The 26,692-nt window shown below is 70.5% G+C and carries 26 protein-coding genes; 14 read left to right on the top strand and 12 right to left on the bottom strand.

Features of this window, described 5'->3' with window-relative positions; genetic code table 11:
* The first annotated feature begins 111 nt into the window (after positions 1–111).
* Both AC07PU_RS22060 and AC07PU_RS22065 read left to right on the top strand, forming a co-directional pair.
* A complete protein-coding gene (locus tag AC07PU_RS22060) occupies positions 112–444 on the top strand; it encodes a hypothetical protein (protein ID WP_495320518.1) in 333 nt (110 codons plus the stop codon).
* Between the two features lie 82 nt (positions 445–526).
* A complete protein-coding gene (locus AC07PU_RS22065) occupies positions 527–1,531 on the top strand; it encodes a LacI family DNA-binding transcriptional regulator (protein WP_093353164.1) in 1,005 nt (334 codons plus the stop codon).
* A gap of 15 nt (positions 1,532–1,546) precedes the next feature.
* Here the strand turns inward: AC07PU_RS22065 and AC07PU_RS22070 are convergent, their stop codons facing one another.
* The 3 genes from AC07PU_RS22070 to gcvA all read right to left on the bottom strand — a co-directional run bounded on the left by AC07PU_RS22070 (position 1,547) and on the right by gcvA (position 4,420).
* On the bottom strand, positions 1,547–2,527 hold the full coding sequence (locus AC07PU_RS22070) for a Bug family tripartite tricarboxylate transporter substrate binding protein (RefSeq protein ID WP_495320520.1): 981 nt from the start codon (positions 2,525–2,527) through the stop codon (positions 1,547–1,549).
* A complete protein-coding gene (locus tag AC07PU_RS22075) occupies positions 2,524–3,417 on the bottom strand; it encodes a TauD/TfdA dioxygenase family protein (protein WP_296787261.1) in 894 nt (297 codons plus the stop codon). Before AC07PU_RS22075 ends, AC07PU_RS22070 begins: the two co-directional genes overlap by 4 nt.
* A 106-nt stretch (positions 3,418–3,523) precedes the next feature.
* Complete coding sequence (gcvA, locus tag AC07PU_RS22080; protein WP_093353172.1) at positions 3,524–4,420, bottom strand: transcriptional regulator GcvA; 897 nt, start codon at positions 4,418–4,420, stop codon at positions 3,524–3,526.
* Positions 4,421–4,519: 99 nt separating this feature from the next.
* Between gcvA and AC07PU_RS22085 the strand changes: the two genes are divergently transcribed.
* The 4 genes from AC07PU_RS22085 to leuB are packed head-to-tail and all read left to right on the top strand — an operon-like array spanning position 4,520 to position 8,720.
* Positions 4,520–5,506 (top strand): Bug family tripartite tricarboxylate transporter substrate binding protein, encoded by a 987-nt coding sequence (locus tag AC07PU_RS22085; RefSeq protein WP_495320523.1) that lies wholly within the window; start codon positions 4,520–4,522, stop codon positions 5,504–5,506.
* 41 nt (positions 5,507–5,547) lie between these two features.
* A complete protein-coding gene (gene leuC / locus AC07PU_RS22090; protein WP_495320525.1) occupies positions 5,548–6,972 on the top strand; it encodes a 3-isopropylmalate dehydratase large subunit in 1,425 nt (474 codons plus the stop codon).
* A 33-nt stretch (positions 6,973–7,005) separates the two neighbouring features.
* Positions 7,006–7,623: a 3-isopropylmalate dehydratase small subunit gene (gene leuD, locus AC07PU_RS22095; RefSeq protein ID WP_093353179.1), complete on the top strand. Its 618-nt coding sequence runs from the start codon at positions 7,006–7,008 to the stop codon at positions 7,621–7,623.
* Between the two features lie 23 nt (positions 7,624–7,646).
* The gene (leuB, locus tag AC07PU_RS22100) at positions 7,647–8,720 is read left to right on the top strand and encodes a 3-isopropylmalate dehydrogenase (RefSeq protein ID WP_495320527.1); all 1,074 of its coding nucleotides are present in this window, start codon (positions 7,647–7,649) and stop codon (positions 8,718–8,720) included.
* A gap of 34 nt (positions 8,721–8,754) precedes the next feature.
* Here leuB and AC07PU_RS22105 read toward each other — a convergent pair whose 3' ends face one another.
* The gene (locus AC07PU_RS22105; RefSeq protein ID WP_143129320.1) at positions 8,755–8,976 is read right to left on the bottom strand and encodes a hypothetical protein; all 222 of its coding nucleotides are present in this window, start codon (positions 8,974–8,976) and stop codon (positions 8,755–8,757) included.
* 374 nt (positions 8,977–9,350) lie between these two features.
* Here AC07PU_RS22105 and AC07PU_RS22110 point away from each other — a divergent pair, with 374 nt between their 5' ends.
* Genes AC07PU_RS22110 through AC07PU_RS22135 form a run of 6 tightly spaced genes read left to right on the top strand, consistent with a single transcriptional unit; the run spans position 9,351 to position 14,942 of the window.
* Entirely contained in the window at positions 9,351–10,196 is an 846-nt protein-coding gene (locus tag AC07PU_RS22110; RefSeq protein WP_490877921.1) for an STAS domain-containing protein, read from the top strand.
* Positions 10,197–10,207: 11 nt separating this feature from the next.
* Positions 10,208–10,582: an STAS domain-containing protein gene (locus AC07PU_RS22115; RefSeq protein WP_093353189.1), complete on the top strand. Its 375-nt coding sequence runs from the start codon at positions 10,208–10,210 to the stop codon at positions 10,580–10,582.
* A complete protein-coding gene (locus AC07PU_RS22120) occupies positions 10,572–10,976 on the top strand; it encodes an anti-sigma regulatory factor (RefSeq protein WP_490877919.1) in 405 nt (134 codons plus the stop codon). Before AC07PU_RS22115 ends, AC07PU_RS22120 begins: the two co-directional genes overlap by 11 nt.
* Positions 10,967–12,004 carry an ATP-binding protein gene (locus AC07PU_RS22125; protein ID WP_495320533.1) on the top strand — a complete coding sequence of 346 codons (1,038 nt, stop codon included), beginning with the start codon at positions 10,967–10,969 and terminating at the stop codon, positions 12,002–12,004. The genes AC07PU_RS22120 and AC07PU_RS22125 overlap by 10 nt, the downstream gene beginning before the upstream one ends.
* Positions 12,001–12,963 carry a sensor histidine kinase gene (locus tag AC07PU_RS22130; protein ID WP_093353196.1) on the top strand — a complete coding sequence of 321 codons (963 nt, stop codon included), beginning with the start codon at positions 12,001–12,003 and terminating at the stop codon, positions 12,961–12,963. The genes AC07PU_RS22125 and AC07PU_RS22130 overlap by 4 nt, the downstream gene beginning before the upstream one ends.
* Complete coding sequence (locus AC07PU_RS22135; protein ID WP_495320536.1) at positions 12,960–14,942, top strand: response regulator; 1,983 nt, start codon at positions 12,960–12,962, stop codon at positions 14,940–14,942. The genes AC07PU_RS22130 and AC07PU_RS22135 overlap by 4 nt, the downstream gene beginning before the upstream one ends.
* Before the next feature lie 10 nt (positions 14,943–14,952).
* On the opposite strand, the gene AC07PU_RS22140 is transcribed toward AC07PU_RS22135, so the two are convergent.
* Genes AC07PU_RS22140 through AC07PU_RS22160 form a run of 5 tightly spaced genes read right to left on the bottom strand, consistent with a single transcriptional unit; the run spans position 14,953 to position 19,691 of the window.
* A complete protein-coding gene (locus tag AC07PU_RS22140; RefSeq protein WP_495320538.1) occupies positions 14,953–15,984 on the bottom strand; it encodes a 2Fe-2S iron-sulfur cluster-binding protein in 1,032 nt (343 codons plus the stop codon).
* Positions 15,981–16,958, bottom strand: a complete 978-nt coding sequence (locus AC07PU_RS22145; protein ID WP_495320540.1) for a PdxA family dehydrogenase — start codon at positions 16,956–16,958, stop codon at positions 15,981–15,983. Before AC07PU_RS22145 ends, AC07PU_RS22140 begins: the two co-directional genes overlap by 4 nt.
* Positions 16,955–17,419, bottom strand: coding sequence for an aromatic-ring-hydroxylating dioxygenase subunit beta (locus tag AC07PU_RS22150; protein ID WP_093353204.1), 465 nt, complete (start codon positions 17,417–17,419; stop codon positions 16,955–16,957). The genes AC07PU_RS22145 and AC07PU_RS22150 overlap by 4 nt, the downstream gene beginning before the upstream one ends.
* Positions 17,420–17,443: 24 nt before the next feature.
* Complete coding sequence (locus AC07PU_RS22155) at positions 17,444–18,697, bottom strand: aromatic ring-hydroxylating dioxygenase subunit alpha (protein ID WP_495320542.1); 1,254 nt, start codon at positions 18,695–18,697, stop codon at positions 17,444–17,446.
* Positions 18,698–18,704: 7 nt separating this feature from the next.
* On the bottom strand, positions 18,705–19,691 hold the full coding sequence (locus AC07PU_RS22160; RefSeq protein WP_495320544.1) for a Bug family tripartite tricarboxylate transporter substrate binding protein: 987 nt from the start codon (positions 19,689–19,691) through the stop codon (positions 18,705–18,707).
* An 81-nt stretch (positions 19,692–19,772) separates the two neighbouring features.
* On the opposite strand from AC07PU_RS22160, the gene AC07PU_RS22165 reads away from it, so the two are divergent.
* Entirely contained in the window at positions 19,773–20,576 is an 804-nt protein-coding gene (locus AC07PU_RS22165; protein ID WP_495320546.1) for an IclR family transcriptional regulator domain-containing protein, read from the top strand.
* A 26-nt stretch (positions 20,577–20,602) separates the two neighbouring features.
* Complete coding sequence (locus AC07PU_RS22170) at positions 20,603–21,034, top strand: energy transducer TonB (RefSeq protein ID WP_495320548.1); 432 nt, start codon at positions 20,603–20,605, stop codon at positions 21,032–21,034.
* A gap of 12 nt (positions 21,035–21,046) precedes the next feature.
* Here the strand turns inward: AC07PU_RS22170 and AC07PU_RS22175 are convergent, their stop codons facing one another.
* The 3 genes from AC07PU_RS22175 to nikR all read right to left on the bottom strand — a co-directional run bounded on the left by AC07PU_RS22175 (position 21,047) and on the right by nikR (position 26,573).
* Positions 21,047–23,848, bottom strand: a complete 2,802-nt coding sequence (locus AC07PU_RS22175) for a hybrid sensor histidine kinase/response regulator (RefSeq protein ID WP_495320550.1) — start codon at positions 23,846–23,848, stop codon at positions 21,047–21,049.
* Between the two features lie 76 nt (positions 23,849–23,924).
* Positions 23,925–26,009, bottom strand: coding sequence for a TonB-dependent receptor (locus AC07PU_RS22180; RefSeq protein WP_495320552.1), 2,085 nt, complete (start codon positions 26,007–26,009; stop codon positions 23,925–23,927).
* A 93-nt stretch (positions 26,010–26,102) separates the two neighbouring features.
* The gene (gene nikR / locus AC07PU_RS22185; protein WP_093355885.1) at positions 26,103–26,573 is read right to left on the bottom strand and encodes a nickel-responsive transcriptional regulator NikR; all 471 of its coding nucleotides are present in this window, start codon (positions 26,571–26,573) and stop codon (positions 26,103–26,105) included.
* Positions 26,574–26,692: the final 119 nt, after the last annotated feature.

Raw genomic sequence — 26,692 nt, forward strand, 5'->3', positions numbered from 1 at the left:
ACTGAAGGGGCGATCGAGCGCGCGACCCGTGCGTCCGCTATATTCCGCCGGCCCCATCGCGGCCGGCGGGAGCGCAAGCCGTTGCGTCTCGCAACCCCTCAGGAGATCGAAGTGCATCCAAAGTTTTGCGGCCTCGTGGCCATCGTCGTGGCGCTGTCGGGCTGCAGCCTGTGGCCGAAGTCCGGCCCGTCCAGGGATGCGCCGAAGGCCGCGGCACCGAGCGAGACCTACCACTCGGACCGGCCGAAGTCCTTCACCAACACCGCGGGCGTGTCGGTGCCCGAGAACCTGATGCTGCTGTGCCAGTACCGCGTGGGCAAGACGCTGGCGGAGCAGGACGAGAAGAACCGGCAGTCGACCACGCCGCAGCGGCTCGAGTACGGCACGGGCGCGAGCGCGCCGCTGAAGGCCTGCCTGTCGGCTTACGGCTACCTGGAGCGCTGAGCGTTCCGAGGCCCGGCGCGCCGGCCGGCGAGCGGGGACCCCACCCCTAGAATCTTCCGATGGCATCTCCAGCGGCTTCTTCATGATCGGTTCCGGCGGCAAGCCCACCAGCAGGGACGTCGCGCGGCTCGCGGGGGTATCGCAGGCGACGGTGTCGCGCGTGCTGCAGAACTCGCCGCTGGTGCAGCCGGCCACGCGCCAGGCGGTGCTCGATGCGATCGCGCAATCGGGCTACGCGCCCAACGCGGCCGCGCGCTGGATGCGCACCAAGCGCACCGGCATCATCGCGCTGGTGGTCGCCAACCTCGCGGTCAATCCGCTCTATCCGGCGATGCTGCAGTTGCTCTCGGCCGCGCTGCGCAAGCGCGGCCTCTCGGCCTCGGTCTACGAGGAAGAAGACTTCAGCGACGCGACCATGCGCGTGATGGTCGAGAGCGGCGTGGACGGCGTCATCACCACCACGGCCACCGAGGCCTCGCTGCCGCTCCTGGAACGCATCGCCCAGAAGGTGCCGCTGGTGCTGCTGCACCGCACGGTGGGCTCCGATGCCTTCGACCAGTTCTCGAGCGACAACCGCGCGAGCGGCGCCTCGACCGCGGGCTTCTTCGTGGACCACGGGCGCACGCGGATCGGCCTGATCTCGGGCCACGACCTGCCGAGCACCTTGCGCGAGCGCGAGCAGGGCTTCGTCGAGGAGCTCGCGCGGCGCGGCGTCGCGCTGAGCCCGGGCGCTGTGGCGCGGGTGCCGAAGTTCTCCTATGCCGCGGGCCAGGATGCAGCGCGCGCGATCCTGCAGTCGGGCCGCGTCGATGCGATCTTCGGCGTCAACGACATCGTGGCGATCGGCGCGCTCGACGGCGTGCGCTCGCAGGGGCTCGCGGTGCCGCGCGATGTCTGGGTCGTGGGCCACGACGACGTGCCGATGGCCGCCTGGGACAGCATCGCGCTCACGACGGTCTCGCAGTCGCGCGAGGCGATGGTGGAAGCCGCCGTCGCGCGGCTGTGCGCGCGGCTCGACAACCAGCAGATGGAGCCGGCACGCGTGGTGCTGCCGCACGCGTTCATCGTGCGGGGCACGGCCGGCTGATCGACGCCTCGCGGCTCAGTCCAACGTGATGTTGTTCTCGTGGGCCACCTTGCCCCACTTCGCGACCTCGTTCTTCAGGTAGCTCGCGAACTCCTCCGGCGTCGAGCCGACGATGTCGGCACCCATCGAGGTGAGCTTGGCGGCCGTCTCCGGCTGCTTGAGGATCTTCACGATCTCGGTGTTGAGCCGCGCGACGATCTCGGGCGGCAGGTTGGCCGGTCCCATCACGCCGCCCCACGAGTTGGCCTCGAAGTTCGGGATGCCGCCTTCGGCCACCGTGGGCACGGAGGCCAGCGCCGAGGAGCGCTTGGCACCGGTCACCGCGATCGGCTTGAGCAGCCCGCTCTTGATCTGCGACATGCCGCCGATCACGGTCGGGAAGATCACGCTCACGTTGCCCGCGATGGTGTCCTGCAGGCCGGGCGCATCGCCCTTGTAGGGCACGTGGACCATCTTGAAGCTCGCCATCGACTTCATCATCTCGCCCGCGAGATGGTTGGCCGATCCGTTGCCGGCCGAGGCATAGGTCAGCTTGTCGGGGTGTGCCTTGGCATAGGCGATCAGCTCCTTCATCGAGTTGACCGGCATCGTGGGCTGCACCAGCACCACCAGCGGCACCACCGAGGTCAGCGTGATCGGCGTGAAGTCCTTGATCGCGTCGTAGGGCAGCTTGCGGTAGACGGCCGGGTTGATCGCGTTGGGTCCGAGGTTCGCCATCAGCAGCGTGTAGCCGTCGGGTGCCGCCTTGGCCACGTACTCGAGCGCGATCAGGCCGTTGGCACCGGGCCGGTTCTCGACCACGAAGGCCTGGCCCAGCGCCTCGGTGAGCTTCACGCTGAGCAGGCGCGCGGTCACGTCGGAGGCACCGCCGGGCGGGTAGGGCACGACGAAGCGCACGGGCTGCTTCGATGGCCAGGCCTGGGCCAGCGCGGCGGCCGACACCACGAGCGAGGCCACGCACAGGCCCGCGGCGCGCCACAGGGAACGCGCCTTCATGCGGCCACCGTCGCGGTCGAGGTTGCGGGCAGCGGCAGGTCCAGCGTCGTGGTGCGCCGCAGCTCGCGCCGGTACTTCTTGTCGTCGAAGGGCCGCGCGCGGTGCATGGTGGTGCGGTTGTCCCAGATCACGAAGTCGTGCACCCGCCATTCGTGGCGGTAGATGAACTGCGGCTGCGTCGCGTGCTCGCTGAGGTCGCGCAGGATCAGCCGGCCCTCGGGCACGGCCATGTCGACGATGTGCGAGGCATGCGAGGCGAGGTAGAGCGAGCGCCGCCCGGTGCGCGGCAGGGTGCGCGCCAGCGGATGCACCGCGCCCTTGAGCCGCTGCTTCTCTTCCTCGGAGAACTCGAAGCCCATGATCTGGCGCGAGTAGGCGATCGAATGGAAGACCTGCAGCCCTTCGATGGCGGCCTTCGTCGCGTCGTCGAGCGCGTCGTAGGCGGCGCGCATGTCGGCGAACTCGGTGTCGGCCCGCACCGGCGGCACCACGCGCGCCGACAGCATCGAGTAGCGGCCGGGCGGGTTCTCGAACGAGGCGTCGGTGTGCCACAGCCGGTTGCTGATGGTGCTCATGCGCAGGCGGTGGTCGGCCGGCAGGATCTGGCCGTCGGCGCCGACGTTGGAGATGTCGGTCAGGGCCTCGTTGCCGAAGCGGTTCTTGGCGAGCACCGCGACCGAGGTCTTGCTGTGCAGCGTGCCGTCGAAGCGCTCGGCGAAGGCGAGCTGCTCCTCGTTCTCGAGCGGCTGGTCGCGAAAGACCAGCACCGCGTGCTCGTCCATGCCGGCGCGCAACTGCGCGAGCGTGTCGGGGTCGGTCAGGGTGCGCAGGCTGATGCCGGTCACCTCGGCGCCCAGCACCGAAGGGAGTTTCTGGATGTGCAGTGTCATGGTGGAGTCGTTTTTGGGTACGTATTCATGAATACGTAGTCATTTTTGGCCGCATGGCCACGACGGCGCATCGGGGAAAGCCCGCGGCCCGGTCGGAACCCTTGTTTCAGCCTTCGGCGGCCGCCACTTCCTCGGCCATCCAGTGCTCGAAGTCGCGCACCCGCTGCGGCACCGGCCGGTCGGCGCGCCAGGCCATGAAGTAGCCGCCCTCGGTCGGCAGCCGCAGCGCGAGCGGCGCCACCAGCCGGCCGCTCGCGAGGTCGTCGCGCACGAAGGCCAGCAAACCCATCATCACGCCCAGCCCCTCGGCCGCCGCCTGGTAGGCCATGGCGGCGTTCTCGAACTTGAGGCCGCGATGGATGTCGAGACCGCTCAGCCCCGCGGCCTCGAGCCAGGCCGGCCAGTCCTGCGGCCGGTTCAGCGAGCTCAGCAGCGCGTGCTGCGCGAGGTCGGCCGGCTGCGCGAGCGGTGGATCGCGTTGCAGCAGCGCCGGCGCACACACCGGCAGCAGCGTCTCGCGGAACAGCAGCCGGTAGCCCGGGCCCTCGGGCGGGCTGGGCTCGGAATGGATGCTCACGTCCACGTCGTCGCGCTCGAAATCGGTCGGCTTGTGCGAGGTGGTGATCTGCACGTCGATGCGCGGATGCTTGGCATGGAAGCGCGCCAGCCGCGGAATCAGCCAGCGGATTGCGAAGGTCGGCGGCAGCTTGATGCGCAGCAGCCACTCGTCGGGGCTCTGCTGCAGCTGCCGCGTGCCGAGCTCGATCTGGTCGAAGGCCACCCGCATGCTCGCGTGGTAGCTCTGGCCCGCGGGCGTGAGCCGGATGCCGTGGCGGCCGCGCTCGAACAGCTGCACCTCGAGCCAGGCCTCGAGCGTGGCGATGTGGCGGCTCACCGCGCCCTGGGTCACGCAGAGCTCGTGCGCGGCGCGCGTGAAGTTGCCGCAGCGCGCGGCGGCCTCGAAGGCGCGCAGGGCATTGAGCGGCGGCAGGCGGCGTGTCATGGGGTCTGACTTTAGCTCATGCCTGCATGCGTTAATTGTGATTGCGGCGCCTTCCTCTGCAGGCCTAGGATTCGGCCACTACAAGACAGGAGACGCGCAATGATGAAGAAACTGCATGCCTGCACGATGGCCGCGGTGCTGTTCGCGGGCTTCGGCCCCGCGCTGGTGCCGGCCCAGGACGCGGCCGCCAACTACCCCAGCCAGCCGATCAAGCTCATGGTGCCCTGGCCCGCGGGCGGCGGCGTCGACACCACGGCACGCATCGTGTCCGACATGCTGGGCCACCGGCTCGGCCATCCCTTCGTGATCGACAACCGCGCGGGCGCCGGCGGCAACATCGGCACCGAGCTCGCGGCGCGGCAGAAGCCCGATGGCTACAACCTGCTGATGTCCTCGATCAGCCCGAACGCGGTCAACGCCAGCCTCTACAGCAAGCTCGGTTTCGATCCGGTCAAGGACTTCGAGCCGGTGATCTACGTGTCGGCGGTGCCGAACATCCTGGTGGTGCCCGGCGACTCGCCGTTCAAGACCGCGAAGGACGTGATCGACGCCGCGCGCGCCAACCCCGGCAAGCTCAACTACGCCTCGGGCGGCATCGGTTCCTCGCAGCACCTGGCGGCGGTGCAGTTCGCCAGCGCGGCCAAGATCGACATCGTGCACGTGCCCTACAAGGGCACGGCGCCGGCCGAGGCCGACCTCGCGGCGGGCCATGTCTCGCTGATGCTCGACACCACCACCTGCCTGCCCTTCGTCGCCAGCGGCAAGATGCGCGCGCTCGCGGTGGCTTCGAAGAAGCGCAACCCCGCGCTGCCCGACGTGCCCACCTTCGACGAGGTGGGGCTGTCCGGCGTCTATGCCTCCTCGTGGTACGGCCTGTCGGCGCCGGCCGGCACGCCCAAGGCCATCATCGCCAAGCTCAATGCCGAGGCCAACGCGGTGCTCAAGTCGCCCGAGTTCCAGAAGCGCATGCTGGCCTTCGGCGCCGAGGTCGGCGGCGGCACGCCCGAGGAGTACGGCCGCTTCATGGCCAGCGAGACCAGGCGCTATGCCGAGATCGTGCGCATCTCGGGCGTGAAGCTCGATTGAACGCCGGCCCTTTCCCTTCTTCCCACGCTCCCGACGATTCCATGTCCGCTTCCTCCGCTCCCCGCACCCTGTTCGACAAGATCTGGGAGGCGCATGTCGTGATGCAGCGCGACGACGGCCAGAGCCTGCTGTACGTCGACCGCCACCTGGTGCAGGACGGCTCTGCGCCGGCCTTCGAGATGCTGCGCCAGCGGCAGCTGCCGGTGCGCCGGCCCGAACGCGCCTTCGCCACGCCCGACCACTACGTGCCCACCGGCTCGCGCGTGCTGGCCGACATCGCCGATGCCGAGAAGCGCGCGATGGCGCAGGCGCTGCACGACGACAGCGCGGCCGCGGGCATCCGCTTCTTCGGCCTCGACGACATCCGCCAGGGCATCGTGCACGTGGTCGGCCCCGAGCAGGGCCTGAGCCTGCCGGGCAGCGTGATCGTCTGCGGCGACAGCCACACGGCCACGCACGGCGCGCTCGGTGCGCTGGCCTTCGGCATCGGCGCCTCGGAAGTGGCGCACGTGCTGGCCACGCAGACGCTGTGGCAGCGCAAGCCGCGCACGCTGCGCGTGACCATCGACGGCCGGCTTGGCGCGGGCGTGTCGGCCAAGGACATCATCCTGGCCGTGATCGCGCGCATCGGCGCCGCCGGCGGCACCGGCCACGTGATCGAGTACGCGGGCGAGGCGATCCGTGCGCTCTCGATGGCGGGCCGCATGACGGTGTGCAACATGTCGATCGAGGCCGGCGCGCGCGCGGGCATGGTGGCGCCCGACGACACCACCTTCGAATGGCTGGCCGGCCGGCCCGAGGTGCCGCGCGGCGCGGCCTGGGACGCGGCATTGGCCATGTGGCGCCGGCTGCCGAGCGACGAGGGCGCGGCCTTCGACAGCGAAATACGGCTGCAGGCCGCCGACATCGCCCCCATGGTCACCTGGGGCAACAGCCCCGAGGACGCGCTGCCGATCACCGGCCGCGTGCCCGATCCCGCGCAGGCGGCCAGCGCCGAACGCCGCGAGGCGATGCGGCGCACGCTGGACTACATGGGCCTGGCACCGGGCCAGGCGCTGACCGATCTCGCGGTCGACCGCGTCTTCATTGGCTCGTGCACCAACGGCCGCATCGAGGACATGCGCAGCGCCGCCGAGGTGGTGCGCGGCCGGCGCGTGGCCGCGGGCGTGGAAGCCTGGGTCGTGCCCGGCTCGGGGCTCGTGAAGCAGCAGGCCGAGGCCGAGGGTCTCGATGCGGTGTTCCGCGATGCCGGCCTGCAATGGCGCCATGCCGGTTGCTCGATGTGCCTGGGCACCAATGGCGACCAGGTGGCCGCGGGCCAGCGCTGCGCCTCGACCTCGAACCGCAACTTCGTCGGCCGCCAGGGGCCGGGCTCGCGCACGCACCTGATGAGCCCGGCGATGGCCGCAGCCGCCGCCATCACCGGCCGGCTGACCGACGTGCGCGCCATCCCGCCGGCGCGCTGAAGCGCCGCTGCCACGAAACCACGCCCCGAACCCATGGAAGCCTTCATCTCCCTCGACGCGGTCGCCGCGCCGCTCGCGCGCATCAATGTCGACACCGACCAGATCGTGCCCGCGCTCTACCTGCAGAAGCCGCGTTCGGACGACTTCGGCGACTACCTGTTCCACGACGTGCGCCACGATGCCGCGGGCGCGCGCCGCGGCGACTTCGTGCTCAACGACCCCGTGTATGCGCAGGCGCGCATCCTCGTGGCGGGCCGCAACTTCGGTTGCGGTTCCTCGCGCGAGCATGCGGTGTGGGCGCTGCACGACGGCGGCTTTCGCACCGTGATCGCCCCGAGCTTCGGCGATATCTTCTTCTCGAACGCGCTCAAGAACGGCCTGTTGCCCGTGCGCCTGCCCGAGGACACGGTGCAGTCGATGCTGGCCGAACTCGCCGCAGCGCCCGGCGCGCGCATGCGCGTGGACCTGCGCGCGCAGACCGTCACGCGGCCCGGCGGCGAGGTCGAGTCCTTCGCCATCGATCCCTTCGCGCGGCACTGCCTGCTCGAAGGCCTCGACGAGATCGATTACACGCTGACCCAGCGCGCGCGCATCGAGGACTTCGAGCGGCGCCGCGCCGCCGATGCCGCGCTGTCCCATTCCACCCTCTGAACAGCTAGAAAAGGTTCCCAGACATGAAGATCGCAGTGATGCCGGGCGACGGCATTGGCCCCGAGGTGACCGCCCAGGCATTGAAGGTGCTGAAGGCCGTGGTGGGCACGGCCCAGCCGCTGGAACTCGCGCATGCCGCGATCGGCCAGGCCGGCATCGACAGCGCGGGCGACCCGCTGCCCGCGGCCACCAGCGAGATCGCGCGCAAGGCCGACGCCATCCTGTTCGGCTCGGCCGGCATGCCTGGCGACGAAGCCATCCCGTTCATGATGCGGCCCGGCGCGAGCCTGCTGCGCCTGCGCAAGGAGCTGGGCCTGTTCGCGAACTTCAGGCCGGCCTTCCTGTTCCCCGAGCTGATCGGCGCCTCCACGCTCAAGCCCGAGGTGGTCGAGGGGCTCGACCTGCTGATCCTGCGCGAGCTCACGGGCGACGTCTATTTCGGCGAGCCGCGCGGCAGCGGCGTCAATGCCGCGGGCGAGCGCGAGGCCTTCAACACCATGCGCTATTCCGAGCCCGAGGTCGAGCGCATCGCGCACGTGGCCTTCCGCACGGCGCGCGCGCGCAAGGGCCGGCTGTGCTCGGTCGACAAGGCCAACGTGCTCGAGGTGATGCAGCTGTGGCGCGAGGTGGTCACGCGCGTGGGCGCCGAGTATCCCGACGTGGAACTCACGCACCTGTTCGTCGATGCCGCCGCGATGCAGCTGATGCGCGCGCCCAAGCAGTTCGACGTGATCGTCACCGGCAACATCTTCGGCGACATCCTGTCCGACGCGGCCGCGATGCTCACGGGCTCGATCGGCATGCTGCCCTCGGCCTCGATGGCGGCCGGCAGCTTCGGCCTCTACGAGCCGGTGCACGGCACCGCGCCCGACATCGCCGGTCGCAACCTCGCGAACCCGCTGGCCGCGATCCTGTCGATGGCGATGATGCTGCGCTTCTCCTTCGGCCAGGCGGCGAACGCCGATCGCGTCGAGCAGGCGGTGCGCCGCGTGCTGGCCGACGGTTTGCGCACCGGCGACATCTACCAGGCCGGCAGCACGCGCGTGGGCACCGAGGAAATGGGCGACGCGGTGGTCGCGGCCCTGGGAAAGAACTGAAGGAACCCGATGGAGGGCGGGGCGAAAGCCCTGCCTACCAGAGCTTCCACCAGCGCGGTGGCGGCTTGCGAAGTTCGAGCGGGCGGGTGTCGAGCTCCAGGCCCGCCACCGGCATCGAGGGCAGGCGCCGGCGCAGCGTGCGCTCCAGCTCATGCGCCATGCCGCGCGCCCGCGCGTCGCCGCGCAGGGCGCGACGGCGCCATTCCGCGGCCTCTGCGGCCAGTGCATCCATGTCCATGTTGCTGATCTCCACCATGGCGCGATTGTCCCGCGCCGGCGCGCCCCGCATGTAGGCGCAAGCAGTACGTCGACGTACGAATGGATACGCAGCGCGGCCTGCATCCCACATCCAGGCAACAAGAAATCCGCCGCTATGTCAAAAGACATTGCGCGCCGATCCGAATCCGGGCCAAGTCGAGGCCCCGACCCGCTGATCCCGAGTGTGGGACACGGCCTACGCGAGGACGCGGCATCGCTTGACCGACGCCGCTTCGGCCGCACCCGGCCGGGGGATACGATCCCCCACGCGAAACCAAATACTCAAAGAGGGACGGAGTCGCCGCGCGCATCATCGATGCGCGTGGCGATCGGTGGTGGGACCGGGAACCGTGCAAATACCGAGAGGAATCCATGAAGAACGACCATGAAGCGCTGCGCGCGACGCTGCGCGAGGAAGAGAACGACGTCATCGAGGGCTGGCTGGACGAAGCCCGTGTGAAAGAGCCGGGCGCGCGCCGCGCGGCGAGGGCGGAAACCGCCGATGTGCTGCGCCTGCTCGATGGCTTGCTGGCCGCGGGCGGCGATGCCCAGCGCTTCGAAGCCGCCGAATGGGTGCCGCTGCGCGACGCGCTGGCCAACCTCTCGCGCACCCGTGCGGCCAAGGGCGAATCGGCCGGCGACACCAGCCTGTTCGTGCTCGCGCTCAAGAAGCCGCTGTTCGCCGCGCTGCAGCGCCGGCTGGCGAGCGACCCCGCCGCCATGGCGGCCGCGCTGTGGACCCTGTCGGCCACCGTCGACCAGTTGGCGCAGCACACGGTCAGCACCTTCCAGCAGGCGCGCGAGGACATCATCCGCCGCCAGCAGGAAGAGCTGCTCGAGCTCTCGACCCCGGTCGTGAAACTGTGGGAAGGCGTGCTGGCCGTGCCGATGATCGGCGTGCTCGACAGCAGCCGCACGCAGATGGTGATGGAGGCGCTGCTGCAGCGCATCGTCGAGACCGGCTCCGGCATCGCGATCATCGACATCACGGGCGTGCCCACGGTCGACACCCTGGTGGCCCAGCATCTGCTCAAGACCGTGACCGCGATCCGCCTGATGGGTGCCGACTGCATCATCAGCGGCATCCGGCCGCAGATCGCCCAGACCATCGTGCACCTGGGCATCGACCTGCAGGGCGTGCAGACCAAGGCCACGCTGGCCGACGCGCTCTCGCTGGCGCTCAAGCAGGCGGGCTGGCGCATCGAGCGCGCGGCCTGAGCGGAGTCGTCATGGACCGCATTCCCATCCTGCGCATGGGCGACATCCTGCTGGTGACCATCCAGGTCGACATGCAGGACCAGACCGCGCTGCAGCTGCAGGACGACCTGGCCGGCCAGATCGCCAAGACCGGCGCCTCGGGCGTGATGATCGACATCTCCGCGCTCGAGATCGTCGACTCCTTCGTCGGCCGCATGCTGACCAGCATCTCGGGCATCGCCCGCATCCTGTCTGCCACCACGGTGGTGGTCGGCATGCAGCCGGCGGTGGCGATCACGCTGGTCGAACTCGGGCTGTCGCTCGATGGCGTGAAGACGGCGCTCAACGTCGAGCGCGGCATGGAGATGCTGCGCCGCGCGCGCCTGGAGAACGCTCTTGGCCGCTGACCCCACGGGCACGTTGCCGCTGCTGTCCGAGCAGAACATCGTGGCCAGCCGGCAGATGGTGCGCGCGCTGTGCCAGGAGCTCAAGCTGTCGCTGGTCGACCAGACCAAGATGATCACGGCCGCCAGCGAGCTGTCGCGCAACGCGCTGATCCACGGCGGGGGCGGGCGCATGCGCTGGGAGTTCGTCGAGCGCAACGGCCGGCGCGGACTGCAGCTGCATTTCGAGGACGAGGGCCGCGGCATCGAGGACATCGCGCTGGCGCTGACCGACGGCTGGACCAGCGGCACCGGCATGGGCCTGGGGCTGCCCGGCAGCAAGCGGCTGGTCAACGACTTCGAGATCCAGTCGGCGCCCGGCGCCGGCACGCGCGTGAGCATCACCAAGTGGAAGTGATCGCGGGCTGGACCCACAAGGCGTTTCCGATCGACGATGCGAGCCGTGTCGGCGAGGCGCGCCGGCATGCGGCGCAGGCCGTGGCCGACATGGCCTGGAACGAGGTCGACGCGGGCCGGGTCGCGCTGGTGGTCACCGAGCTCGGCACCAACCTGCTGCGGCATGCGAACAAGGGCCGGCTGCTGATCGCCGCGCGGCCGCAGATGCACGAGATCGAGATCGTTTCGATCGACGAGGGACCGGGCATCGAGAACCTCGCGCTGTCGATGCAGGACGGCCACTCCTCGGGCAGCACGCCCGGCACCGGCCTGGGTGCGGTGCGGCGGCTGGCCGACGAGTTCGACATCCACTCCGCCGTGCCCGAGGGCACGGTCTGCGTGGCGCGCGTGCGCGAGGCGCGTGGCCGCGGCGCGGGCGAGACGCCGGGTGCGCAGCGGCTGCAGATCGGTGCGCTGTGCCTGCCGGCACCGTACGAATCCGTCAGCGGCGATGCCTGGGCCGCCACGGTCTCGGACCAGGGCGACGCGTTCTGGGTGCTGCTCGCCGACGGCCTGGGCCATGGACCCGAGGCGGCCAAGGCGGGGCAGGCCGCGGCCGAGGTTTTCGCCGAAACGCCGCAGCGCGACCTGCGCGACACGCTGCAGCAGATCCACCAACGGCTGCAGACCACGCGCGGCGCGGCCGTGTGCGTGCTGAGCCTCGATACGGAGAGCGGGCGCATCGCCTGGTCCGGCGCCGGCAACGTCGTCGGGCGCGTGCTTTCGGGCACCTTCGACAAGTCCATCGTGACCCAGCACGGCACCGCCGGCATGCAGATCCGCAAGCCCGAGACCGCCACGCTGGAGCTGCCGCCGCATGCGCTGGTGGTGCTGCACAGCGACGGCATCGAGATGCGCTGGCAGGCCGACCGCATCCGGCCATTGCTGCAAAAGGACCCCACGCTGGTGGCAGCCGTGCTTTTGCGCGACCATACGCGTCACCGCGACGATGCGACGGTCGTGGTTCTGCGGCGAAAGGAATGGCAATGAGCAGCAGCGAACCCGGAACCGCGCACGACACCGATGCCTCGGCACTGACGCGTCAGCTGGCCGAGAGCCGCCAGGAGAGCGACGACCTGCGCGCCGAACTCGAGGAAACCAACCGCGGCGTGGTGGCGCTCTACGCCGAGCTCGATGCGCAGGCCGAGCAGCTCAAGAAGGCCACCGAGCTCAAGAGCCGCTTCCTGGCCTACATGAGCCACGAGTTCCGCACGCCGATCAATGCGATTCGCAGCATCACGCGCATCCTCAACGACCGCATGGACGGCCCGCTCACGGCCGAGCAGGAAAAGCAGGTCGGCTTCGTCGAGACCATGGCCTCGGAGCTCGCCGAGATGGTCGACGACCTGCTCGACCTGGCCAAGATCGAGGCCGGCCGCGTGGAGATCTCGCCGGCCTGGTTCGAGATGGTCGACCTGTTCTCGGCGCTGCGCGGCATGTTCCGCCCGGTGCTGGGCAACCCGGCCACCGCGCTGATCTTCGAGGAGCCCGAGGGGCTGCCCAAGCTCTATACCGACGACCGCAAGCTGTCGCAGATCCTGCGCAACTTCATCTCGAACGCGCTCAAGTTCACGCCCGAGGGCGAGGTGCGCGTGACCGCGATGCGCGTGGGCGACGACCGCGTGCGCTTCTCGGTGGCCGACACCGGCATCGGCATCGCGCCCGAGCACCATGCGGCCGTCTTCGACGACTACTCGCAGGTCGATTCGCCGGTGCAGAAGCGGCTGCGCGGTACCGGCCTCGGGCTGTCGCTGAGCAAGCAGCTCGCCACGCTGCTCGGCGGCCACGTCGAGCTCGAGAGCGCGCTCGGCGAGGGCTCGACCTTCTCGGTCACGCTGCCGGTGCAGCTGCGGCGCCGGCCCGGCACCGAGGCGCAGGGCGGCGAGGACGGTTGGGGCTGGAACGGACAGGGCGGCCCCGGGAACGAACAACACGCGGGGCAGGCATGAACATCGACCCCGTCATCAACATCACCATCGACCGTTCGCAGCACACGGTGCTGGTGGTCGACGACAACCCCACCACCCGCTACGCCACCGCGCGCGTGGTGCGCGCGGCCGGCTTCCATACCCAGGAGGCCGGCACCGGCGGCGAGGCCGTGCGGCTGGCGCCGAAGAACATCTCGGCCGTGGTGCTCGACGTGCACCTGCCCGACTTCAGCGGCTTCGAGGTCTGCCAGCAGCTGCGCCAGCGGCCCGAGACCTCGACCTTGCCGGTGGTGCACCTGTCGGCGACCTTCGTGCGCAACGAGCACAAGGTGGCCGGCCTCAATGCGGGCGCCGATGCCTACCTGGTGCACCCGGTCGAACCGCCGGTGCTGATCGCCACCTTGCAGGCGCTGATCCGCGCGCGGCTGGCCGAGGAAAAGCAGCGCGCGAGCGAGGCGCGCTTTCGCGCCATCTACGACCAGGCGCCGCTGGGCATCGCGCTGGTCGACGCCCTGGGGCGCTTCGCCGACGTCAATCCCGCGATGGTCGGCATGCTGGGCCGGCCGCGCGAGACGCTGATCGGCCAGGCGGTCAGCGCCTTCGCGCCGCCCGACTGGACCGCGTTCGTGCACGACCACACCGTCGAGAACGACGATCCGCTGCGGCCCCTGGCGACCTGGACCGGCGAGTTCCCGCTGCTGCGCCAGGACGGCCGCTGGACCCGCCTCGAATGGACCATGTCCACGGCGATCGAACCGGGCCTGCGCGTGGGCATCGCGCTCGACGTGTCCGAGCGATTCGAGCTCGAGACGCGCCGGCGCGAGGTGCTCGAGCGCGAACAGGCGGCGCGTGCCGCGGCCGAGCGCCTGAGCCGCACCAAGGACGACTTCGTGGCCGTGCTCTCGCACGAACTGCGCAACCCGCTCAACGCCATCGGCGGCTGGGTGCATCTGCTGAAGGTCGGCAACCGCGCGCCCGAGCAGATGGAGAAGGGGCTCAATGCCATCGACCGCAGCGTGAAGGCGCAGGCGCGACTGATCTCCGACATCCTCGACGTCTCGCGCATCAGCTCGGGCAAGCTGCGGCTGCACCGCGAATGGGTGGACCCGGCCGCGCTGGTGAGCGCCTCGATCGAGGCCTCGAACGCGGCCGTGGCCGCGAAGAAGCTGCTCATCCACTTCAACCAGGAAGGCGCCGAGCAGGCCGCCTGGCTCGATGGCACGCGCTTCCAGCAGATCGTGTGGAACCTGCTGTCGAACGCGATCAAGTTCTCGAACGAAGGCGGCCGCATCGTGGTCGACCTGGTGCGCAGCGGCGACCGGCTCCAGCTGTCGGTGCAGGATTTCGGCCGCGGCATCGCGAACGATTTCGTGCCGCACCTGTTCGACCGCTTCTCGCAGAGCGACTCGCCCGACAACCGCTTCCACGGCGGCCTCGGCCTCGGGCTGTCGATCGTCAAGAACCTCGCCGAGCTGCATGGCGGGCAGGTCTCGGCGCACAGCGAGGGCGAGGGCAAGGGCGCCACCTTGCGCGTGTCGCTCGGCGTGGTGCCCGACGGCGACGGCGGGATCATCCTGCTCGATGCGCGTCAGTCGTCCGCCGATTCGCCGTCGGACCACCTGCTCGCGGGGCTCGAGGTGCTGGTGGTCGAGGACAACGCGGACGCCAGTGAGATCCTGGCCGTGGTGCTGTCCGACGCGGGCGCGCTGGTGCGCATCGCGCCCGACGTGGACGTGGCGCTGCAGCTGCTCGACCAGAAGTGGCCCGACGTGCTGGTGAGCGACATCGGCCTGCCGGGGCGCGACGGCTACGACCTGATCCGCGAACTGCGGCTGCTCCAGGTCGAGCGCGGCAAGCCGCGGGTCTTCGCGATCGCGCACACGGCCTTCACCCGGCCGCAGGACCACGGCAAGGCGACCGAGGCCGGCTTCGACGTGCACCTGGGCAAGCCGCTGCAGCCGCATGCGCTGATCACGCTGATCAACCAGCGCCCCGGCTGAGCGCCGCCTCCTAGGCCGCCGGGCCCTCCACGAACACATCGGAATGGAAGTCGTCGGCATCGAGGCCGCAGCGCGCGAGCGCGGCCTCGCGCACCGCCGCCACCATCGCGGGCGAACCGCAGCAGTACAACGCGTGCCCGCGCAGGTCGGGGCAGGCCTGCACCAGGGCCTCGTCGGCCCGGCCGCGGACCTGCTCGGTGCGCAGGCTGTCAGCTACCGTGGCGTCTTCGTCGCTCAGCGCCGCGATGAAACGCAACGACGGCCACTGCCGCTGCCAGCGCGCGATCGCGGCGGGCAGATAGATGTCCTGCGCCCGGCGCGCGCCCCAGAGCAGCGTGATCGGTCGGTCGACGCGGCGTTTCATCAGGTCGTCGAGGATGGACTTGACCGGTGCGAAGCCGGTGCCGCCGACCACGAAGACCAGCGGGCCGGTGTCCTCGCTGCCACCGGACAGCGAGAAGGCGCCGAACGGCAGCTCCACCTCGAGCAGCTCGCCGCTCGCGAGCTGCGGCACGCGCGCGCTGAAGGCACCGCCCGGCACGTGGCGCACATGCAGCGTCAGCGTGTCGCTCTCGTGCGGCGGATTCGCCATCGAGTAGCAGCGCGTGCTGCCGTCGTCGAGTTTCAGCTGCAGGTACTGGCCGGCCTGGAAGCGCGCGCGCTGGCCCGCGGGCAGCCGAAGCTGCAGCAGCGAGACGTCGGGCGCCGCGAGCTGGTGGCGGAACACCTTGGCCGCGAAGCGCTTGCGCGCCGCGGGATCGACGCGCCGCCACGAAATGGGCCGGATCTCGAGCGCCGGACTCGCGGCCGTGCACATGCAGAACAGCACTTGGCCCGGCCCGCAGGTCTCATTGACCAGCGCGCCACGGCCCGCGGACGCGACCTCGCCGTGCGCGACCGTGCCCGCGCAGTTGCCGCACACGCCCTTGCGGCACGAATGGGGCAGCTCGATGCCGGCGCGCAATGCGGCGTCGAGCACGGTCTCGCCCTCGTTGCCGTCGAAGGCCAGGTCGCTGTCGGCGATGGCGATGCGGTGGCTCATGGCACGACCTCGCCGGGCACGGTCGGCAGGCCCGACAACAGCGCGATGGTGCGCAGCACGGCCTCGGGGTTCGCGATGCCGCGGCCCGCGATGTCCATCGCGCTGCCGTGGCCCACGCTCGACAGCAGCGCATCGGCGCCGATGCTCAGGGCGCTCGCGGCGCGCGGCGCCAGCAGCTTGACGGGGATGTGGCCCTGGTCGTGGAACATCGCGACATAGAGGTCGTGCGCGCGATCGGCGAGCAGCAGGTCGGCGCCCGCGGGGCCGTCCACGCGCAGGCCCTCGGCACGCGCGGCCTCGACCGCTGGGGCGACGATCGCCGCATCCTCGGGCCCGAACAGCCCGCCCTCGGATGCATGCGGGTTGATGCCGAACACGCCGATCGAGGGCTGCGTCACGCCGAGCGTTGCACAGGCCCGCGCGCCGGCGCGGATGGCCTCGGCCACCAGCGCGGGCGTCATGCGCTCGAGCGCGGTGCGCACGCTCTCGTGCAGCGTTGCATGCACGATGCGCAGCCCGCCGCTCACGAGCATCAGGAACACGCGGTCCTCGGCCATGCCGCAGACGCGCGCCACCAGCGAGGGATAGCCGCTGAAGGCGATGCCGGCGCGGTGGATCGCGGTCTCGTGGTGCGGGCAGGCGACGACCGCATCGACCTCGCCGCGCCGGCAGGCTTGCAGCGCGGCCGTGGCCGACGCGACCGCGGAGGCTCCCGCTGCGGCGTCGATGTGTCCGGGGCGCACCTCGAAATCATCGGTCGCGACCAGCCTGGCGTCGCGCAACAGCGCATCGAGGCCGAGCTGCGCCGCCGTGCGTTCGAACACGTTGGCGGGACCGTACAGCACGATGCGTTCGCGGTCTTCGCGCGGCAGCGCGGCCAATGCCTTCAGCGCGATCTCGGGCCCGATGCCGTTGGGATCGCCCGCCGTGAGCGCGAGCCGGCGTGGCGTTCGAAGAGAAGACTCGGCGTTCACAGCGGCAGCGCGAGAAGGGTGTCGGTCACCGTGCTGTCGCACACGGCCACGCGCGACTGCAGCAGCAGGCGGCCCTCGCGCCGCACGAAGCGGTCCTCGTAGCTGCCGGTGGCGAACATCTCGGTCTGTCCCGTGGCCATGATGCGCGCCACCATGAAGGGCGTGCGCGCGCGTGCCGTATCGGCTTCGGCCTCGAGCAGCAGCGGCATGCCCAGCAGGTGGCGGTAGCGCTGGCGCTCGTAGATGTTGGCCTCGCGCAGCGCGGCGATGCGGTCCTCGAGCATCGCGCGCGAGTCGGCGTAGACGATGCCCGCGGGCAGTCCCTCGCGCTCGTTCTCGACGTGGGTGATGCGGTAATGGCAGTCGTCGGCGAAGAAGTCGGGCCAGCGCTCGAGCGCATCGCTGTCGATGGCATCGGCATAGGCCGCGTTGAAGGCGCACAGCGCCAGCAGGTCGATCATGGGTGTTCTTTCCTCGTCGGGTGCTCAAGCGCCCATGTGCTGCCGATAGGCCTTCCAGAAGCCGCGCACCGAGGCCTCGGTCGCGCGGCCCTCGCTCGAGACGGCACCGTCGCCGCCCATCTCGACGATGGCCTCGTGGTCGGCCGCGCCCGCGATGCCGCGCTGCACGAAGCCGCCGACCGCGCCGTCCTCCATCGAGATGAAGCCCGCGGGCCCGACCAGGTTCGACTGCTTGAGCCGCACGCGGCGCTGCGCGGGCGTGTCGTCGACATAGCCGATGTAGGTCCAGTTGAGCTCGGTGCGCGCGCTGCCCTTGGGCAGCACCTGGCGCACCGCGAGGCAGTTCTGGATCTGCTGCAGCACGAAGCCCGGGAACACCGAGAGGATCTGCAAGGTCACGCCGTCGTCGTACTCCTTGAAGCCCGCGAGCACGCTCGGGTCCTTCAGGCGGTAGCGGTCGTTGTCGGAGCGCAGCGCCTGTTCCTTGTACGAGGCATCCTTTTCCGCGGCCGCGTCGATCATCGAGTAGCTCACGTGGTGGCCACCGCTCTCGTCGACGATCACGCCGCCCTTCTGCGACAGGCGGTTGAGTTCGAAGGTGGTGAAGAACAGGTGCAGCAGGCTCGCGTGGTAGCTGTCCTTCACGTTCTCGACGTAGAGTTTCCAGTTGTTGGGCAACGCCTGCGTGAAGCGGCCGATCACCTCCACCGGCTTGTGCAGCACGCGCTCGATGCGCGCGCAGATCTCGTCGCCGAGGTACTCCTCGATCGAGGGCACGTCTTCGGAGAAGCTGCCGAACACCAGCCCGCAGAAGCGCGCGATGCGCAGCTTGCGCGGCCCGTGCGCCTCCTTGCAGAAGCTCGCGGGCATGCCACCCTGGCCCTTCACGCCCTTCTCGAAGGCCACGCCCTTCAGGTCGCCCTGGCGGTTGTAGCTCCAGGCGTGGTAGACGCACTGGAAGTTCTCGCTGCGGCCCGACTTCTCGAGCGCGATCAGCGCGCCGCGGTGCGCGCAGCGGTTCTCGAAGGCGTAGATCTCGTCGTCGTCGTCGCGCACCACCACCACCGGCGTCTCGCCCGCGAAGGTGGTGCGGTAGCTGCCACCCTCGGGCAGCTCGGCCTCGAGGCACAGGTAGTTCCAGGTCTCGCCGCGGAAGATGCGTGCCTGCTCGTCGGCGGCCAGTTGCGCGTCGCTGTAGACGCCGAACGGGATGCGCGTGAGGCCGGGCCCGGACCAATGGATCGGTTGCGCGGGCGCGGTGGATGAAGCGATGGACATGGCGGGCTTACTCGAGGGTGACGTTGGCGCTCTGGATGACCTTGTGCCACTTGGCGGACTCGGCCTGGATGAACTGGCCGGTGCGGGCACTGTCCCAGCCGCGCGGCTCGGCGCCCTGCTCGGCGAACTTCTGCTTCACGTCGGGCAGCGCGAGCGCGGTGGCGATGGCCTTCTGCGTCGAAGCCACGATCGGTGTCGGCGTGCCCGGCGGCGCGACCACCGCGAACCAGGTCACGGCATTCATCGCGGGCAGCTTCTGCTCGGCGAAGGTCGGCGCCTCGGGCAGCGCGGGGCTGCGGTGCTCGTCGGCCACCGCGAGGATGCGGACCTTGCCGGTGCGCGCGAACTGCAGCGAGGAGGAGATGTTGTCGAAGAACACGTCGACCTGGCCGCCGATCAGGTCGACCAGCGCGGGCGCCGTGCCCTTGTATGGAACGTGCGTCATCTCGGTGCCGGTGAGCTGCATGAACAGGCTGGCCGTGAGGTGCGAGGTGGTGCCGTTGCCCTGCGAGGCGAAGCTCACCTTGCCGGGGTTGGCCTTGAGGTAGGCGATGAACTCGGCCACGTTGTGCACCGGCAGCTTCGGGTTCACCACCAGCACGTTGGGCACCGTCGCGAGCACCGTCACCGGCACCCAGCGCGTGGGATCGAAGCCAAGCTTCTTGTAGAGGTGCTGGTTGATCGCGATCGGCGCGGGTGGCGAGGCCAGCAGGGTCTTGCCGTCGGGCTCGGCGCGGTAGACCACGTCGGCGCCGATGTTGCCGCCGGCGCCCGTGCGGTTCTCGATCACCAGGCCGCCGGGGAACTGGTCGCGCAGCTTGTCGGCCACCACGCGCGGCAGGATGTCGGCGGTGCCGCCGGCGGGGAAGGGCACGATCATGCGCGCGACCTTCTCGTTGGCGGTCTGTGCCTGCGCGGCGGGCAGCAGCGCGGGCAGCATCAGCGCGGCCAGGGCCGCCAGGCCGAGCGTGCGCGCGGCGAGTCTGTGGAACATCGTGTGTCTCCGTCTTGTTCGTGCATCGAGGGGTTTTCAGTGTCCTTGCGAGCCGGTGGCCGGACAAGCTAGATTTGCGCTATGCGCAAAAACGAAACCACCGACCCGGGCGAGGACGAGGCCGTCCCCGACAAGAACTTCGTCGCCTCGCTCGAGAAGGGGCTGGCCGTGCTGACCTGCTTCGGCCGCCAGCACAGCCGGCTCAACGTGTCGGAGGTCGCGCGGCTCACGATGAGCACGCCGGCCTCGGCGCGGCGCTCGCTGCTGACCCTGCGCGCGCTCGGCTACCTCGACAGCGACGGCAAGCGCTTCTGGCTGCTGCCGAAGGCGCTGCTGGTGGCGCATGCCTATCTGGCCTCGCGGCCCGAGCCTTCGGTGGCGCAGCCGCTGCTCGACGCGCTGTCGGAGCGCACGCGCGAGTCGGCCTCGCTCGCGCTGCTGCAGGACGACGACGCGATCATCATCGCGCGCTCCACCGCGCGGCGCAGCCTCAGCACCGGCCTGGGCATCGGCTCGCGCCTGCCGGCCTATTGCGCGGCACTGGGCCGCGTGCTGCTCGCGAGCCTGCCGCCCGAGGAGGCCGAGCGCCGCATCCGCGCCATGCCGCGCCCGCGGCTCTCGCCGCGCACCGTCACCGACGCAGCCGAGGTGCTGGCCATCGTCGCGCGCTGCCGGCGCGAGGGCTACGCCAGCAACGACGGCGAACTCGAACTCGGCGTGCGCTCCATGGCCGTGCCGGTGCGCGATCGCGCGCAGCAGGTGGTGGCGGCGATGAGCATTGCTGTGCGCACCGAGCGCATGACGCTGGTCGAATTCCGCGAGGCTTTCCTGCCGGCGCTGCAGAAGGCGAGTGCAAGCCTGAGCGCGCGCCTGTATCCGGGATGATGCGAAGCCGCCACCGGCAGGCGGCGATGCAGAATGCCCCCGTCGCCAGCGACCACAACCACGACAACAGCCTCATGAACCTGTGTTCCTCTTTCGCTCGCACCCTTCTCGCGGGCGCGACCCTTGCCCTGCTGGCCGCCTGCGCCGCGAACCCGCCCGCGGACCCCGGCGAATGGAAACCCAACCCGCCCAATCCCAATGCGCCGTATCCCGCCGAGTCGCGCACGAATGGCGAGCAGGGCATGGTGATGCTGCGCGTGCGCACCACGCCGGCGGGCAAGCCAGCCGCGATCGAGGTGCAGACATCGAGCGGCTATCCGCGCCTGGACCGCTCGGCGGTCGAGACGGTGTGGAAGTGGCAGTTCAAGCCCACGCCCGACGACGGCACCGTGGTGTGGCGCGAGGTGCCGATCCGCTTCTTCATCACCTCGCTGCCGCAGCAACAAAGGCTCGACTGAAAGTGCCGCCGCTCAGGCGGTGGCCGGCGCATCGTCCGTGAGCTGGCGCAGCGCCTCGCGCAGCTTGCCGAGGTCGGCCGGCTTCGAGAAGTGGGCGTCGAAGCCCGCCTCGAGCGCCTGGCGCCGGTCCGATTCCTGGCCATAGCCGGTCAGCGCGATCAGCGCCATCCGGCGTGTGCCCGATTCGCGCTCTCGCTCGCGCACGCGTCGCGCGAGTTCATGTCCGCTCATGCCGGGCAGGCCGATGTCGAAGATGCCCGCGTCCACGGGCCCGGCCTCGAGCAGTTGCAGCGCCTCCTCGGCGCTGCCGGCCTTGCGCACCGCGTGCCCTTCGAGCGCGAACCACTCGGCCAGCACATCGAGCGCATCGAGGTTGTCGTCGACCAGCAGCAGGCGCAGCGTGGGCGCGCCGATGGCGGCGGCGTCGGCGGGTGCCTCGGGTTCGGTGGCCGCGGCGCCGGCCAGCGGCAGGCGCACGATGAAACGGCTGCCCTGTCCCGCGCCGGCGCTCTGCGCCTCGATCAACCCGCCGTGCAGCTTCGCGAGGCTCTGCGCGATGGCCAGGCCCAGGCCCAGGCCGCCGGCGGCGCGCTGCAACTGCTGCGCGCCCTGCACGAAGCGCTCGAACACGTGAGGCAACAACTCGGGCGCGATGCCGATGCCTTCGTCGGCGACCGACAGTTCGGCCTGGCCGTCGACCGTGCGCAGGTCCAGCGCGATGTCGTCGGTGGGCTGGGTGAACTTGGCGGCGTTGTTGAGCAGGTTGCACACGATCTGCACCAGCCGCAGCGGATCGCCGAGCACCGGCACCGGCTGGTCGGGCAGGCTCAGCCGCGGCATGCGCGCGCGCGGCTGCAGCGCGGGCTGCGTGAGCTCGATCGCCTTGGCGGCCACGTCGCGCAGGTCGACCGGTTCGGGCCGCAGCACGATCTTTCCCGACACGATGCGCGAGATGTCGAGCAGGTCGTCGACCAGCCGCGACAGGTGGCGCACCTGGCGCTCGATGATCTGGCGCTCGCGCGGAAAGGCCTTCTCGTCCTTGCGCTCGATCAGCGTGAGCGCGAGCGAGATCGGCGCCAGCGGGTTGCGCAGCTCGTGGCCCAGCATGGCGAGGAACTCGTCCTTGGCCTGGCTCGCCACCTCGGCCTGGGTCTGCGCCTTGCGGGCGCGCGCGAGCAGGCGCACGTTGTCCAGGGCCAGCGCGGCACGCTGCGCGAGCTCGCCGATCAGGGCGCCGTCGGCCGGCGAGAAGCGCCGCTTCGAGCGGTCCTGCAGGATCGCCATCGCGCCGATGGTGCGGCCGCGCGCCACCAGCGGCACCACGCAGCCGGCCGTGATGCCCAGCATCTGCACGAAGCCGCGCAGCTGCGGGTCGAGCAGCTCGAAATCGCCGGGACGGTCGAGGTTGCCGATGAAGGTCTGGCCGCTGGCGATGGCCCAGGGGAACGAGCCCGGGCCCGTGGTCGGGGCCGCGCTGTTGTCCACGAACTTCGCGATCTCGGCGCTGCGCGCGGGGTCGGCATGGTGGGTGAGCTTGCGCTCGAGCACGTCGTGCTCGTCGAGCAGGTCGATGCGGCAGAGGTCGGCCACGTGCGGCACGATGATGCCGGCGATGGCCTGCAGGGTCGACTCCTCCTCCAGCGAGCGCGACAGCACCGCGCTCGCGCTCACCAGCCGCTCGAGCTGGGTCTGCGCCGCCTGCGCCACGGTGCGCGCCTCGCGCTCGGCGTTCAGCAGGCTGTCGCGTTCGGCCTCGTGCTCGGTGCGCTGCGTGGCGGCATCGGCCAGCGCATGCGCCACGGCGTCGATCTCGGCGATGCCCGAGGCATGGGGCGAGACCGGCAGGCCGTGCCCGAGCGCGTCGGCGCTGCGGCGCAGGCGCGCCATCGGCCGCGTGATCGAGCGCGACATCCACCAGGCCACGAGCGCGCCGAGCAGCAGCGACACCAGCAGGCCGCCGCCATAGGCGACCAGGGTGCGGCGCAGCGCGTCGTCGGCCACCGCGGTGGGCGCGCCGAGCGCGACGATCCAGGGCGTGACGTCGATGCGCGCCACGGCCGTTTGCACCTCGGTGCCGTCGACGTTGCGCGTGGTGCCCACGTATTCGCGCCGGTCCTTCATCGTCTGCAGCAGCGCGCGCAGGCTGTCGCTGGGCGCGCGGCCGCGAAAGCGCTCGTCCTCGCGCGAGCGCGCCACGCGCGTCAGCGCCGAATCGAAGACCGAGACCGTCCAGCCTTCGGGCACGCGCTGGCGCGCCAGCACGGCGCCGATCGCCTCGGGCCGCACGATGGCGGTGAGCACGTAGCGCACCGTGTCGTCGCGTATCACCGGCACCCGCACCGCGAAGGCCAGGTTGCCGCGCGGTCCCGGCGTCAGCGCGCCGATGCCGGGCTGGCGCGTGCGGATCACCTCGGCCAGGCTGGCGGCTTCGACCACCTCGCCGTCGGGTCCGGCCACCGAGCCCTCGCTGCTGAAGACCACCTTGCCCGAGGGCGCGATCAGCAGCACGCCGCGCCACTCGGGATGCGTGGCGCGCAGCGCCTTGGCGAGCACCAGCGCGTCGATCAGGCCGCTGTCCTCGCTGGCGCCCAGCGGCTCGGCCAGCGCCAGCGCCTGCAGCGCCGAGATCGTGAGCCGCAGCTCGCTGTCGACCGAGGTGGCGAGCGCGCGCGCCACGCCCATGGTGGAGGTCTGGGTCTGCGCGCGCTGGGCCTGCAGCAGGCCGTTGAGCGCGAAGCCGCAGACGACGGCGAGCGGCAGCAGGGCCGCCGAGGCGACCAGCAGGAGCCGGACCGAGAGGGAGGGAGCGCGCATTCGCCTGAGGAGATCAACCGCGGAAGCGGTGATTGTTGCTCAGCCGGCGCGGGCGGCCATCCCGGGTTTTCGGTAGCTAGAAGGTCCAGCGTGCGCTGACCCGCGCGCTGCGCGGCTCCATCGGATGGATGTGGCGCCCGTCGATGCCGTCGCCGCAGGCACCGCGCGCTACTTCGCCCGCGCTGCACGAGGCATAGAAGTACTCGATGTCGTTGCCCTTGCGGCCCGCGAGGTTGAACACGTCGAGGCCCAAGGTGAGCTGCTTGTTGACCGCATAGCGCGCGCCGAAGTTCAGCAGCGTGGTGGCACGCGAACGCACCGTGTTCAGCGTGTCGAGCGCGCGCGGGCCCATGTAGCGCAGGCGAAGGGAGGCCGTCAGCGGGCCCTCGGTGTAGATGATGCCGGCCGCGAACACGCGCTCCACCGCGTTGTCGATGTAGTTGCCTTCGCTCTCGGGCGCCAGGCCTCGGAAGCGCGCGCGCGAGATCGCCGCATCGGCCTCGAAGCGCCAGCGCGAACCGAGCTTCCAGCGCAGCGTGGCCTCGATGCCGCGACGGCTGCTGGCGCGACCGGGCTCGGTGGTGCCGGCGTCGCCGACATACACCAGCTCCGAGTCGAGCCGCAGCTGCCACAGCGCCGTGGTGAGGCTGAAGTCTTCATCGGGCTGGAAGCGCCAGCCGATCTCGGCACCGCGCCCCTTCACGAGCGCGGGCACGCGCTCGGCGGGCAGGCCGCTCGTCGGATCGACGTTGATCGTCGCGCCGCGCACGTCGTTGCTGTGGAAGCCCGTGCCGACGTTGAGGTAGAGCTCGTGGGCCGGCGTCACGGTGAAGGCCAGGCCGGCTTTCGGGCTCACGAGCGAATCGTGGCCGCGTCCGCTGTTGACCGGGCCATACAGCGGCTCGCGCCCTTGCACGTCGTAGCGCAGCAGGTCGCCGCGCAGGCCCACGTAGCCGCGCCAGCGCTCGCTGAAGTTCACGAGCTGCTGGGCGTGAACGGAGAACAGGTCTTGTTGCACCTTGTCGTTGCGGACCGTCGAGATCCGTTCGCGGGTCACCGTGTTGTACAGCCCGACCTCGCCGATGCGGTCACCGCGCCAACTGCCTCCGAAGCTCAGGACGCCGTCCAGCCCCCCGATCGAGTTAGGCCGGCTGTGCGTGCCCTGCAGCCCGAAGACCCGACGACGATCGGTCTGCTCGAACTGGTCGCCCTGCTCGGGGTTGTTGAGAAAGTAGGTGAAGTCGGAGAACAGATCGAAGCGGTAATCGATGACATAGCCACTCAGTTGCGTCTGCCCCTCGGGGCTGTTGTCGAACCATTTGCCCGACAGGCTGAGGCGGCGCGTCTTGCCGCCGTCGGTGGTGTTGAGCGAGCCGAAGCGCGAGAGCTCGCCGCTGTCGACCAGTCGCTCGGGGATCTGGTCGGTGGAGTTCCAGCGGCTCTGGTAGGCCATGGCCGTGAGGCTGAGGCCGCGCACTGGCGAGCCTTGCGAGTAGCGCAGCACGGCATTGGCCTTGCGCAGGCGCTCGGGCGTGTCCCAGGGCCCGTTGTTGCCCTCGAGCTCGATGGCTCCGAGCCAGGTCTGGTCCTGCACGGTGCGCGAGCCGGCCGCGAGCAGTCGGCGGAAACTGTTCGCGCCCAGCGTGACCTCGGCGAAGGGCGCATCGAGCGCGCTCACATAGTCGAGCGAGGCAGTGCCCGCGAGCGCGAAGTCGCCGCCGTCGGCGAAGTAGGGGCCCTTGCGGTAGCGCACGCCCGAGACGAGGTCGGGGATCAGGAAGTTGAGGTCCGCGAAGCCCTGGCCGTGGCCGTGCGATGGCATGTTGACGGGCATGCCGTCGACCGTGACCGCGAAGTCGGTGCCGTGATCGAGGTTGAAGCCGCGCAGGAAGTACTGGTTGGCCTTGCCGTCGCCCGAGTGCTGCGTGGCGACCACGCCGGGCACGGCCTCGACGATGTCGCCGGGGCGCAGCTTGGGGCGGGCCTGGAACGAGGCTTTCTCCACCGCGCCTTCGCTGGCGCTGTCGGCGGTGCCGATGGCCGCATCGCGCGGACCACTCACTTCAATGGGCGGCAGGTGGACGGGCTGGGCCCAGGCCGGAACACCGGCAAGCATCGCCGTGGCGAACAGGCACGGGGAGCGCCGCGGGAGGATGCGCATGGGTCCCTCTTCTTTTGTATGAACAACTTTGAATTATTCATACGACAGGGCGCGAAACCATACGCCAATCGGCGCACGCGGCCGGCGCGGCGCTCAGTTCAGCGGCTTCAGGTGGCGGTGTGGCCTGGCGTTGCCATGGGCATGGGACTCGCCCGCGTCGAGCGGCACGAGGTGCACGTTGCCATGGCGCACCCCGCGCAGCGCCACCAGCTGTTCGGCGCAGGCGCGCACCGCGGCGGTGGGACCGCGCAGCACGACGGTCTCGAGGCAGTGGTCGTGGTCGAGGTGGGTGTGCAGGCTGGTGATCACCAGGTCGTGGTGGTCGTGCTGCAGGTCGAGCACCCGCGTGGTCACGGTCTGCTCGTGGTGGTCGTAGACATAGCTGACGTTGGCCACGCACCAGTTCGAGCGCTTCGCCGCGGGCTTGTCGAGCGAGGCACTGCCCAGGCGCGAGCGGATCAGGTCGCGCACGGCCTCCGAGCGGTTGACGTAGCCCTTGGCGGCGATGAAGGCATCGAACTGGGCCGCGAGTTCGTCGTCGAGGGAAATGGTGAAGCGTTGCATGGCGCGGGCGGGAAGGGGAGGGCGCCCGCATCATAGGAGCAGCGCGTGCCGATGCGGTCGATCCGCCCCGTGCCAGCCCATGCCGAAAAGCCCTCGATCCTGCGAAGGACCGAGGGCTT

The organism is Variovorax sp. GW821-FHT10D07, assembly GCF_059415325.1.